At 70.9% G+C, this 11530-nt stretch carries 9 protein-coding genes; 5 read left to right on the top strand and 4 right to left on the bottom strand.

Features of this window, described 5'->3' with window-relative positions:
- Window positions 1–52: 52 nt before the first annotated feature.
- Window positions 53–4831, bottom strand: coding sequence for an ATP-dependent helicase (locus ACTMTF_RS10740; RefSeq protein WP_441110457.1), 4779 nt, complete (start codon window positions 4829–4831; stop codon window positions 53–55).
- An 89-nt stretch (window positions 4832–4920) separates the two neighbouring features.
- Between ACTMTF_RS10740 and ACTMTF_RS10735 the strand changes: the two genes are divergently transcribed.
- Entirely contained in the window at window positions 4921–5409 is a 489-nt protein-coding gene (locus ACTMTF_RS10735) for a VOC family protein (protein ID WP_355041970.1), read from the top strand.
- Between the two features lies 1 nt (window position 5410).
- On the opposite strand, the gene ACTMTF_RS10730 is transcribed toward ACTMTF_RS10735, so the two are convergent.
- Window positions 5411–5605: a hypothetical protein gene (locus tag ACTMTF_RS10730; RefSeq protein ID WP_441110456.1), complete on the bottom strand. Its 195-nt coding sequence runs from the start codon at window positions 5603–5605 to the stop codon at window positions 5411–5413.
- 43 nt (window positions 5606–5648) lie between these two features.
- Here ACTMTF_RS10730 and ACTMTF_RS10725 point away from each other — a divergent pair, with 43 nt between their 5' ends.
- Window positions 5649–5843 carry a DUF3046 domain-containing protein gene (locus ACTMTF_RS10725; RefSeq protein WP_189141664.1) on the top strand — a complete coding sequence of 65 codons (195 nt, stop codon included), beginning with the start codon at window positions 5649–5651 and terminating at the stop codon, window positions 5841–5843.
- Here the strand turns inward: ACTMTF_RS10725 and ACTMTF_RS10720 are convergent.
- Entirely contained in the window at window positions 5826–6101 is a 276-nt protein-coding gene (locus ACTMTF_RS10720) for a hypothetical protein (RefSeq protein WP_397009262.1), read from the bottom strand. The two genes, ACTMTF_RS10725 and ACTMTF_RS10720, sit on opposite strands and share 18 nt — an antisense overlap.
- 243 nt (window positions 6102–6344) lie before the next feature.
- On the opposite strand from ACTMTF_RS10720, the gene recA reads away from it, so the two are divergent.
- Window positions 6345–7442 (top strand): recombinase RecA, encoded by a 1098-nt coding sequence (gene recA / locus ACTMTF_RS10715; protein ID WP_441110455.1) that lies wholly within the window; start codon window positions 6345–6347, stop codon window positions 7440–7442.
- A 596-nt stretch (window positions 7443–8038) separates the two neighbouring features.
- Here recA and ACTMTF_RS10710 read toward each other — a convergent pair.
- Window positions 8039–8173 carry a hypothetical protein gene (locus tag ACTMTF_RS10710; RefSeq protein WP_441110454.1) on the bottom strand — a complete coding sequence of 45 codons (135 nt, stop codon included), beginning with the start codon at window positions 8171–8173 and terminating at the stop codon, window positions 8039–8041.
- 78 nt (window positions 8174–8251) lie between these two features.
- On the opposite strand from ACTMTF_RS10710, the gene recX reads away from it, so the two are divergent.
- Window positions 8252–9061: a recombination regulator RecX gene (recX, locus tag ACTMTF_RS10705; RefSeq protein ID WP_441110453.1), complete on the top strand. Its 810-nt coding sequence runs from the start codon at window positions 8252–8254 to the stop codon at window positions 9059–9061.
- Between the two features lie 793 nt (window positions 9062–9854).
- Window positions 9855–11471, top strand: a complete 1617-nt coding sequence (gene rny, locus ACTMTF_RS10700) for a ribonuclease Y (protein ID WP_441110452.1) — start codon at window positions 9855–9857, stop codon at window positions 11469–11471.
- Window positions 11472–11530: the final 59 nt, after the last annotated feature.

Genomic DNA, 11530 nt, shown 5'->3' with positions numbered 1-11530 from the left:
TTGGGAAGCCCTTGGGCGTCCTTTCGTTGCGTGGGCCTTGACGATCTTCGGGTCAGGCGCGCAGCCGCAGGCCCCGGGGGGTCGGATGGAAACCGGCCGACTCCAGCGCCGCCGCCAGCGGCGAGTCCACGATCGAGCCGCCGTCGGCCCGCTCGACCGTCAGCTTCCCGAGGGCGCCATCGCGAACAGCCAGCGCCAGCGCGTCCACGGCAGGCTGCAACCGGTCGCCGTCGGCGAACGACAGCAGCGTCTTGCCGCCGCGCTCCACGTAGAGCACCAGATGGCCGTCGACCAGCACGACCAGCGCCCCCGCCTTACGTCCGGGCTTGTGCCCGACCTCGCCCGGATGCTGCGGCCACGGCAGGGCGGCTCCGTACGGGTTGGCAGGGTCAGCGGCGGCCAGCACCACGGCCCTGCGAGCCGCACCCCGCTGACCGCCCGCGCCTACCCGCCCCCCAGCGCTCGTGAACGCCACATCGGTGGGCGCCCCTGCAAAGGAACCCGTACCGGAGGGCGTCGTGCCGGATGTCGTCGCGCCGGATGTTGCTGTGCCGGAGGGTGTCGTGCCGAAGGGTGTTGTGTCCGAGGGTGTCGTACCGGAGGGGGACGTATCGGAGGATGGCAGCCCGTAGGGGGAGCCTTCCAGGCGCATCCCGCCGGTCGGGGCGACGCTGGGCGCCATCGCGCGCATCCGGTCGACCGCCCCGGGCAGCGCGAACTGGGCCCCGCCGAGACCTTCGACGAAGTAGCCGCGGCGGCACCGCCCGCTCTCCTCGTAAGCCCGCAACACCTGGTAAACAGGCGTGAACCCGCCCGGCAGCCGCTCAGCCGTCACCGCCCCCCGCGTCACCACCCCGTGCCGCTCCAGCAGCACCTCCGCCTGGGCGTTGGCGCGCTGGGTGACGTCTCCTGCGGCCTCCGGAAGCAGCCACCACCGCCCGCCCACGGTCGGCGGCCCGCTCCGGCTCGGCAGCACCGCCCGCCGCCGCTTCGTCGCAGGCCGTTGCGCCGGCCGCCCGGAGCCGAGGGTGGCGCGCAGCGGCGCCAGCGTGTCGCCGGACACCCGCCCGGCCCACACCAGATCCCACAGCGCCGTGGCCAGCGCCTGGTCGTCGAGCAGGCCGAGCCTGTCGGACAGCCCGCGGAAGAACAACGCCCCACCGCCGCCGAGCGCCTCCAGCACCTGATCGTGCACCGGCGTCATGGTGATCTCGGCCGGCTCCGGGAGCAGCAGCGGCGCGGTGTCGGCGAAGTAGAGCGACACCCACCCGTCGCTGCCGGGCAACGACCCCTGCCCCGCCCACATCACCTCACCGGAGGAGGTCAGCTCATCGAGCAGGGCCGGATGGTAGCCGGGCACCCGCGACGGCAGCACCAGCGTCTCCAACGCCGAGGCGGGCACCGCCGCCCCCTGGAGCAGCTCGACCGCCCGCACCAGCCCGTCCATCGCCCGTGCGGCGTACGCGCCGCCGCCGGAAGAAGACACGCGTGCGTCGCCGCCCCCCGCACCTCCGCCGGACCCGGTGACGCCATGCCAGGCGGGCAGGAACAGCGCCAGCGTCTCCGCCGCCACCGGCTCGACTTCCTTGCGCAGCCTGGCGAGCGACCTGCGGCGCAGCATCCGCAGCACGCCCGCGTCGCACCACTCCTCGCCCCGCCCTCCGGGCCGGAACTCGCCGTTGACCACCCGCCCGGAGGCCGCCAGCCTGCGCAGCGCGTCACCCACCACGGCCACGCCCAGGCCGAACCTGGCCGCCGCCGTGCCCGCCTGGAACGGCCCACGGGTGCGGGCATGCCGGGCCACCAGGTCGGCCAGCGGGTCGGCGACCGGCTCGAGGAAGACATGCGGGATCCCGACCGGCAGCGGCACCCCCAGCGCGTCACGCATCCTGGCCGAGTCCTCGATCGCGGCCCACTGCGTCTCGCCCGCGAGCCGTACCCTGATCACGCGGCGCGCCCGCTCCAGCTCTTCCAGCCAGGCCGGATCCCCACCTCGCACGCTCACGTCGGGCGCCTGCAGCGGCCCGTGCGAGCGCAGCAGGTCGGACAGGTCCTCCAGGTCACGCAGCGGCCGGTCGAGCCTGGCCAGCTCCCGCTCGGTGTCGGCGATCACGTCGGGGTCGAGCAGCTCGCGCAGGTCGGCCTGGCCCAGGAGCTCGGCGAGCAGGGTGGTGTCCAGGGCGAGCGCCTGCGCCCGCCGCTCGGCCAGCGGCGCGTCGCCTTCGTACATGAACGCGCCGACGTAGTGGAACAGCAACGACGCGGCGAACGGCGACGCCTGCGACGTCTCCACCTCCACCAGCCGTACCCGCCGCGCGGCCAGATCGCGCATCAGCCGCACCAGCCCCGGCACGTCGAAGACGTCCTGCAGGCACTCCCGCATCGTCTCCAGCACGATCGGGAACGAACCGTACTGCGAGGCCACCCCGAGTAGGTGCGCGGCCCGCTGGCGCTGCTGCCACAGCGGGCTCCGCCGGCCCGGCGTGCGGCGCGGCAGCAGCAGCGCCCGCCCCGCGCACTCCCGGAACCGGGAGGCGAACAGCGCGGAGCCACCCAGCTCCTCGGTGACGATCCGCTCGATCTCGTCGGCGTCGAACGCGGCCACGTCGGTGGGCGGCTCGGCGAGCGTGTCCGGGATGCGCAGCACGATGCCGTCGTCGGAGTGGACGGCCTGCACGTCCAGGCCGTAGCGCTCGCGCAGCCGCCGGTTGATCGCCAGCGCCCAGGGCGCGTGCACCCGCGCGCCGTAGGGGGAGTGGATGACGACCCGCCAGTCGCCCAGCTCGTCATGGAACCGCTCCACCAGCAGGGTCCGGTCGTCGGGCACGTAGCCGGTCGCCTCGCGCTGCTCGCGGAGGTAGGCCACCAGGTTGTCGGCGGCGTAGGAGTCGAGGCCGGCCTCGCGCAGCCGCTCGGTGGACTCCTGCTTGGCCTGCTCGCGCAGGAAGGCGCCGATGGCCGCGCCCAGCTCGGCGGGCCGGCCCGCCGTGTCACCGTGCCAGAACGGCAGCTTGCCCGGCTGGCCGGGCGCGGGGGAGACCAGCACCCGGTCGGCCGTGATGTCCTCGATCCGCCATGACGTCGCGCCCAGGACGAACACGTCGCCGACGCGGGACTCGTAGACCATCTCCTCGTCGAGCTCGCCGACCCGGGAGGCCTTCTCACCGACCAGGAACACCCCGAACAGCCCCCGGTCGGGGATCGTGCCGCCGTTGGTCACCGCCAGCCGCTGCGCGCCCGGCCGCCCCCGCAGCGTGCCCGTCACCCGGTCCCACACCACGCGCGGCCGCAGCTCCGCGAACTCCTCGCTGGGATAGCGGCCGGCCAGCATGTCGAGCGTCGCCTCCAGCGCGCTCCTCGGCAGCGTGGCGTAGGGGGCGGCGCGCTTGACCACGGTCTCCAGCTCGTCGACCGTCCACTCCTCCAGCGCGGTCATCGCCACGATCTGCTGGGCCAGCACGTCGAGCGGGTTACGCGGATAGCGCAGCTCCTCGATCAGGCCGCTCTTCATCCGCTCGGCCACCACGGCCGTCTGCACCAGGTCGCCACGGTATTTAGGGAAGATCACGCCCTTGGACACCGCGCCCACCTGGTGGCCCGCCCGGCCGATACGCTGCAGCCCGCTCGCCACGCTCGGCGGCGCCTCCACACAGGCGACCAGGTCCACCGCGCCCATGTCGATGCCCAGCTCCAGGCTGGACGTGGCGACCACGGCGGGCAGCCGGCCCGACTTGAGCGCCTCCTCGATCTGAGCCCGCTCCTGCTTGGACACCGAGCCGTGATGAGCGCGTACGATCTCCGTCGGCGCGCCCTTGCTCGCCCCCGCCTGCGCCATCACCTGCGCGGGCATGCCGGACGCGCCGTCGGCCGGCGTCTCCCAGATCGACAGGTCCACCGCCTCGGTGCCCTGCCGACGGTCGTAGGCCAGCTCGTTGAGCCTGGTGCAGAGCCGCTCGGCGAGCCGCCGCGAGTTGGCGAACACGATCGTCGAGCTGTGCGCCTCGATCAGATCGAACAGCCGCTCCTCCACATGCGGCCAGATCGACCGGTTGGCCGGGTCGGGCGCGAAGTCGTCGGCGCCCGCCTCCCTCGGCCGGGCCTCCATCTCGGTCATGTCCTCGACCGGGACGACCACCTCGACCTCGATGCGCTTGTCCGACGGCGGCTGCACCACGGCCGCCGGGCGCGCGCCGCCGAGGAAGGTCGCCACCTCGCTGACCGGCCGCACGGTCGCCGACAGCCCGATGCGCTGCGCGGGCCGCTGCAGCAGGGCGTCCAGCCGCTCCAGAGTCAGGGCCAGATGGGCGCCGCGCTTGGTCGCCGCCACCGCGTGCACCTCGTCCACGATCACCGTCTGCACCCCGCGCAGCGCCTCCCGCGCCTGGCTGGTCAGCAGCAGGAACAGCGACTCCGGTGTCGTGATGAGGATGTCGGACGGCCGGGCGGCGAACCGCCGGCGATCCTGGGCGGGCGTGTCCCCGGACCGGATCGCCACCGAGATCTCCGGCACCGGCAGCCCCAGCCGCCGCGCCGTCTGCTTGAGCCCGGCCAGCGGCGCGCGCAGATTGCGCTCCACGTCCACCGCCAGCGCCTTCAGCGGCGAGACATAGACCACCTTGGTGCCCGGCTGCTCGGTGGGCTCGGCGGCCAGCCTGTCGAGCGACCAGAGGAAGGCCGCCAGCGTCTTGCCCGAGCCCGTCGGCGCCACCACGAGAGTGCTGTCGCCGCGCGCGATCGACTCCCACGCGCCCTCCTGGGCGGCGGTCGGCGCGGCGAAGGCCCCGGCGAACCATTGCCTGGTCACCTGGCTGAAGTGGTCGAGCGAGCTCACGCGCCCATACTGCCTCGTCGCACCGACAGAAAACGCATTGTCACGAGCCCGGGTGATTGAGCGGCGGCATCGGCGGACATACACCGACAGTGACCATCGACCACGCAGCCATCGAGGCTCGCCGCGAGGAGATCAGAGACCGGTACGTGTTAGCGCACCGACCGCCGAGCAGCGCGCGGGGCCTGCACCACATGGCCCTGGTCTCGTCCGACGTCGAACGCACCGTCAAGTTCTACCAGGAACTGCTGGAGTTCCCGCTGACGGAGATCTTCGAGAACCGCGACTACAAGGGCTCCAGCCACTTCTTCTTCGACGTCGGCAACGGCAACCTGCTGGCCTTCTTCGACTTCCCCGGCCTCGACCTGGGCCCGTACCAGGAAGTGCTCGGCGGACTGCACCACATCGCGATCTCCGTCGACCCCGCCACCTGGGAGCGGCTGCGCGGCAAGCTGGAGATGGCCGGCGTGCCGCACCAGGTCGAGAGCGGCGCCTCCATCTACTTCAAGGACCCCGACGGCGCCCGGCTGGAGCTGCTCGCCGACCACCTCGGGGAGATGTACGGCGCTCGCGTGCTGTGACCTACCGCCGCGACGCCTTGCGCCTGCGCGGCGTGCCCTCGCGGGGCTCCTGCCTGATGCCGGCGTGCCTCTCGGAACGCTCGCCCTTCTCCTGCTGGATCGCCGTTCGCCGCGCTAATCGCAATCGGCGGCGGCGGGCCTTGTTCGCCTTGGCCAGGGTCGACTTCGGGGGTGAGGACTTGGGGGTCTTTGCCATGGGGTGGTCCTACCCATCCCCTGACACCTTCCATACTTGTGACATGCGCCTGACCGAATTCTGGAGACGTATGCGCGAGCACTTCGGTGACCCGTACGCCGAGTCCTGGGCGCGCGACTACGTGCTCGCCCCACTCGGCGGTCGCACCGTCACCCAAGCCCTCGCCGACGGCGAGAGCGCCAAGTCCGTCTGGCGGGCGGTCTGCCAGGTGGAGGAGGTCTCACCCCGGCTCCGCTGACTCCAGCGCCTCCTTCAGCGCCCGGGCCGCCCGCTCCGGATCGTCGGCGCGGCACTGACCGCCGGGCGACCACAGGAACAACCAGCCGCGGTGCGCCGGGGTCGCGAAGACGAGCGTCTGCCGGCCGCTCTGCGGCTGCCACACCCACAGCACCGCGTGTTCGTCGCCGACCATGCGGCTCACCAGCCCGTGGCCGGGCAGCACCTCGGCGAGCGCCTCCAGATGGCCGCGCCGCTCCCCGGTGTACGCGCTCCTCACGTGCTACCTCCCGCTGTCCCTGTGAGTCTCCCCAGCTCACGGAGCATGACAACACGTACGGCACAACACGGGTGAAAGTACGGGGCCAGGAGCGTGGCCGGGGCCACCGTGGTACGCGTGTTCAGGGTGTGATCGAACAGCCGTTCGGCTAAGATGGGCCCGTGGCTTCGCCAGAAAATGTCGGTGGCAGGCCGTAGCTTTCACTCGACTGTTCGGACCACAACTCTCCAGGGGGAGTTTCCCATGGCAATCAACGACCGCGAGAAGGCCCTCGAAACGGCTCTAGCTCAGATCGAGCGGCAGTTCGGCAAGGGGTCTGTGATGCGCCTGGGCGATGAAGCCCGCGCCCCCATCGAAGTCACCCCGACCGGGTCGATCTCCCTGGACGTGGCGCTCGGCATCGGCGGCCTGCCGCGTGGCAGGATCGTGGAGGTCTATGGCCCCGAGTCCTCGGGTAAGACCACGGTCGCCCTGCATGCAGTGGCCAATGCTCAGCGGGCGGGCGGCATCGCGGCCTTCATCGACGCCGAGCACGCCCTCGACCCCGAATACGCCAAGAAGCTCGGCGTCGACACCGACGCGCTGCTCGTCTCCCAGCCCGACACGGGTGAGCAGGCGCTGGAGATCGCCGACATGCTGATCCGGTCCGGCGCCGTCGACATCATCGTCATCGACTCGGTGGCCGCTCTGGTGCCCAAGGCCGAGATCGAGGGCGAGATGGGCGACAGCCACGTCGGCCTCCAGGCCCGCCTGATGTCCCAGGCACTGCGCAAGATCGCCGGCGCCCTCAGCAACACCGGCACCACCGCCATCTTCATCAACCAGCTCCGCGAGAAGATCGGCGTCATGTTCGGGTCTCCCGAGACCACGACGGGTGGCAAGGCGCTCAAGTTCTACGCCTCGGTCCGCCTGGACATCCGCCGCATCGAGACCCTCAAGGACGGCACCGAGGCGGTCGGCAACCGCACCAGGGTCAAGGTCGTCAAGAACAAGATGGCCCCGCCCTTCCGCGTCGCGGACTTCGACATCCTCTACGGCATCGGCATCTCCCGCGAGGGCGGCCTCATCGACATGGGCGTCGAGCACGGCTTCGTCCGCAAGTCCGGAGCCTGGTACACCTACGAGGGCGACCAGCTCGGCCAGGGCAAGGAAAACGCCCGTAACTTCCTGAAGAGCCACCCCGACATGGCCAACGAGATCGAGAAGAAGATCAAGGACAAGCTGGGCGTCGGCCCCCGCCTCGACGTGCCGGCCGAGGCCCCGGCGGCCGCCGCCGCTCCCGCCGCCCCGGCCCCCGCCGCCCGAGCCGCGAAGTCCACCCCGAAGCCCGGTGACGTCTGATCGGTCGCCGTATGAGTGACACGGACCCGGACCAGGCGCCTCCCTCCCGAGACTGGGGCGCCTGGCCAGACGTCCCCCCTTCCCCCCGCCGCCGCTCCCGCCGAAAGGGCCAACGCGCCGGGGAAGCGGCAGAAAGAGTCACCCCCGACTCCGGACCAGACGGGTCGGGCGGGATGGGTCTTCCTAAGCCGGGTCTTTCCGGGGCGGGTGCTTCTGGGATGCAGCCAAGAGGCACCTCGTCGCGATCATCTGCGGCATCGCAGCCCACGGGCGGCAATGGGTGGCCTTCTCTCAGCGAATTGCGCGCACTCCGTCGCCCACCATCGGACGACTCACAACCGCCCGATACGCCTTCCGCCACGCAGTCGACTCCTTGGTCTGCCGACCCTGAGACGGCTTCCCCGGACCACGCGCCACCGGCTCCCGCAGATCGACAACCTCTACTGGCCACCGAGCCCGACAGGCCAGTAGACGAATCGCCTGCGGACCGCCGACCGAGATCCGGCCACACAACGGGCAACGGTTCCAGTGGTCGACCTGCGGGCGGTGAGCCGCACGACGCAGTTCCTCCGGGTGGTGAGTCGCACGGCGCGGGTTCATCGGGCGATGATCCGTACGACGCGGGTCTTTCGGGCGGTGAGTCGTACGGCGGGGGTCCTGTAGGTGGTGGCCAGTACGGCGCTGGTCAGGCGGGTGTCGGCCGGTCGGATGGTGGCTTTGGCGAACGGCACGACTGGTCCGGTTTTGTTAGTGGTGACCGAGACGACTCGGCTGCCCTGACCGGCGATGATTCCTACGGTGCCGGCCTGGTGAGCGGTGAGCCGTACGAGGCAGGTTCTGCGGGTGGTGTCCCGTACGGCGGTGGACCTGTGGGAGACGCGTCGGGTGGTGGGTTCGCAGGTGGTGACCGGCCCGATGGTTTTGGGGGCGGTGGCGAGTCATCTGACGGTGGGTGGCCGAAGGAAGGGGGGACCGGTAAGGGGCGCCGGTCTGCCGGTGGCCGAGGCCGTGGTCGGCAGGGCGGGGGCGGCCGAGCGGGTAAGGGGCGGCGTGCTGCGAGTGGGGCGGGAAGCGGGTGGCTGCCTGATGGGCCGGATCCCGATTCATCTGCAGGCACCACCCCGCACGCCAATCCCGAGTCGGTGGCGCGGGGGATCGTTCTCCGCCTGCTCACCATGGCGCCCAAGACCCGGGCTCAGTTGGCCGAGGCCCTCCGTAAACGGGACGTGCCGGACGAGGCGGCGGAGAAAGTGCTCGACCGGTTCTCCGAGCTCGGTCTCATCAACGATGAGGCGTTCGCGGAAGCCTGGGTCGACTCCCGGCACCACGGCCGGGGCCTGGCCAAGCGTGCCCTCGCCGCCGAGCTCCGCCACCGTGGCGTCGACTCCGAGACGGTCAATGAGGCCGTTGAGCGCCTCGACCCTGACCAGGAGCTCGAAACGGCCCGGCGGCTCGTGGAGCGAAAACTCCGCTCCACCCGTTCCCTCGACGCCAAGGCCCGCACCCGTCGCCTTGCGGGCATGCTCGCCAGAAAGGGGTACGCCCCCGGCCTGGCCTTCCGCGTGGTCCGGGAGGCGCTGGAGCAGGAGGGCATCGAGGTCGAGGACGACTACCCATGACCCAGTCCGGCCTGATGCGGCTCTGCTCCTGAGGGTGAGTGTCTGTGCTGCGCGTCTCTACCCCGGTGCCTGCGTCGTTCGCGTACGGGAGGCAGGCACGTTGATGCAGGTCCTCCGTGCGTGCCATTTCGGAGCTGTGCGGGGCGCCGGGCGATCTTTCTAGCAGGTCGTGGTGTCGGGCGAGCCCTCTGGGCAGGTCGTCGTGTCAGGCAAGCTCTCTGGGGTTGTGGCGCTCTCGGGGGCGGCGGATGTGGGTTCAGGAGCCCTTGAGGCTTCTGGTGGTCGGGGGTGGGTGGCGGTGTGCTCGCCGACCGGACGGCCGGCTCCTGAAAGGCCCTGGACGACCTGGCGGGGCCTGGAAGGCCTGGTGCACCGGCAAGCGAGCGGATCTCGGGCCGGGCACCCGGGACGACATCACTACCAACGGGACACCAAGGGCGTCTGGTGGCATATGAGTTGAAAGGCAAGTATGTGATCATCGATCTTACGAAGATCCAGCATGATGACTCGTAAGACACGCTTGATAACGCGTTTGCTTGCTCGTGACCTGTTCGACGCATAACCTCGACGGCAGTGAGGAGTTACTCCGCGCAGTGCGGATTGCCATACCGGTGAACGACGGACGAACGACAGACGGGCGAGGTGTCGGCTGTGACAGTCGGCGCCCGGTCAGTCTTGGCTTGATATCGGTCCTGGGAATGACGCCGTTCCGGCTTTCCGCGCCGCGCCCGTGACCCTCCGTTGAGAGGGTCGCGTTTGTGGGTGTTGACGACGCGAGGAGGGCGGGGCGTACATGGGGCCGCTTGTCGTAGTGCTGTCGGTGGCGGTGCTCGTCCTGACCTGCGGGATGATGGCGGCTCTCTACATCGTCGTCCGGCGCACCTCGGGCAGCGTCCCGAAGGCCGCCAAGCCCACTCCGGAGCAGGTCGAAGCCGTACACACCGAGCTTGAGCAGGCGCGTGAGGAGGCCGGGAAGATCCGTCTCAAGGCCGAGTCCGACGCGGAGGAGATTCTGCGCAGGTCGGAGTCGGCGGCGGAGTCGGCGGCGCGGATGCGCACCGAGGTCGAGGAGGAGAGCCGGCTCCTCAAGACCGAGCTCAAGGAGCTGCGCGCCGACCTGGAGCGCCGGGAGGGCCGGCTGGCCGAGCGGGAGCAGCGGCTGGACGAGGAGGCCCGGCGACAGGCCGAGCGTGACCGCAAGCTGGCCGAGACCGAGGTCGAGCTCGCCGATCGGCGTGCTGAGCTGCTGCAGGTCGAGGAGGAGCGGCGGGTCATCCTGGAGCGGGTCTCCGGGTTCACCTCGGAGCAGGCCAAGGCCGAGCTGGTCAAGGAGATCGAGAACCAGGCCAAGCGCGAGGCCGCGCTGATCGTACGGGAGATCGAGGGGGAGGCCCGCAAGGAGGGCGAGAAGCGCGCCACCAAGATCGTGACCTTGGCGGTGCAGCGGGTGGCGGCGGAGCAGACGGCGGAGTCGGTGGTCAGCGTCCTGCACCTGCCGGGTGATGAGATGAAGGGCCGGATCATCGGCCGCGAAGGGCGCAACATCAGGGCGTTCGAGTCCACCACGGGCGTCAACCTGATCATCGACGACACGCCCGAGGCCGTGCTGCTGTCCTGTTTCGACCCGGTGCGCAGGGAGACCGCCCGGCTCACCCTGGAGAAGCTCGTGCTGGACGGGCGCATCCATCCGCAGCGGATCGAGGAGGCCCACGAGCGCAGCCGCGCGGAGGTGCAGGACCTGTGCGCCCGCGCGGGTGAGGACGCCCTGGTCGAGCTGGGCATCACCGACATGCACCCGGAGCTGACCCTGCTGCTCGGCCAGCTCAGATACCGCACCTCCTACGGGCAGAACGTCCTCAAGCACCTCATCGAGTCGGCGCACATCGCCGGGATCATGGCCGCCGAGCTCAAGCTGGACCAGCCGCTGATGAAGCGCTGCGCACTCCTGCACGACATCGGCAAGGCGCTCACGCACGAGGTCGAGGGCAGTCACGCGCTGATCGGAGCGGAGATCGCGCGCCGCTACGGCGAGCAGGAGGATGTGGTGCACGCCATCGAGGCGCACCACAGCGAGGTGGAGGTGCGCACGGTCGAGGCGGTGCTGACGCAGGCGGCCGACGCCATCAGCGGCAGCCGTCCCGGCGCCCGCCGCGAGTCGCTGGAGGCGTACGTCAAGCGGCTGGAGCGCCTGGAGGAGATCGCGCAGTCCTACGAGGGGGTGGAGAAGGTCTTCGCCATGCAGGCCGGGCGCGAGATCCGGGTGATGGTCAAGCCGGGCGCGATCGACGACATCCAGGCCCAGGTGATCGCCCGTGACGTGGCCAAGCAGGTGGAGGAGGAGCTCACCTATCCGGGGCAGATCCGGATCACGGTGGTGCGGGAGTCGCGGGCGACGGAGTTCGCCCGCTGACGCCTCCGGCGAGAAGGCGAAAAGCGGCCCTGGGGCGAAAGCCGGCCTCAGACGAGAAG

It is taken from the genome of Nonomuraea sp. ZG12, assembly GCF_052068115.1.
Lineage (GTDB): Bacteria > Actinomycetota > Actinomycetes > Streptosporangiales > Streptosporangiaceae > Nonomuraea.
This window is presented reverse-complemented; position numbering and strand designations above follow the sequence as displayed.

What these genes read in the sequence shown, in the direction of transcription:
- ACTMTF_RS10730 (WP_441110456.1), bottom strand. Translation starts at nt 5,605, where the DNA reads ATGGCAAAGACCCCCAAGTCCTCACCCCCGAAGTCGACCCTGGCCAAG.
- ACTMTF_RS10725 (WP_189141664.1), top strand. Translation starts at nt 5,649, where the DNA reads ATGCGCCTGACCGAATTCTGGAGACGTATGCGCGAGCACTTCGGTGAC.
- recA (WP_441110455.1), top strand. Translation starts at nt 6,345, where the DNA reads ATGGCAATCAACGACCGCGAGAAGGCCCTCGAAACGGCTCTAGCTCAG.
- rny (WP_441110452.1), top strand. Translation starts at nt 9,855, where the DNA reads ATGGGGCCGCTTGTCGTAGTGCTGTCGGTGGCGGTGCTCGTCCTGACC.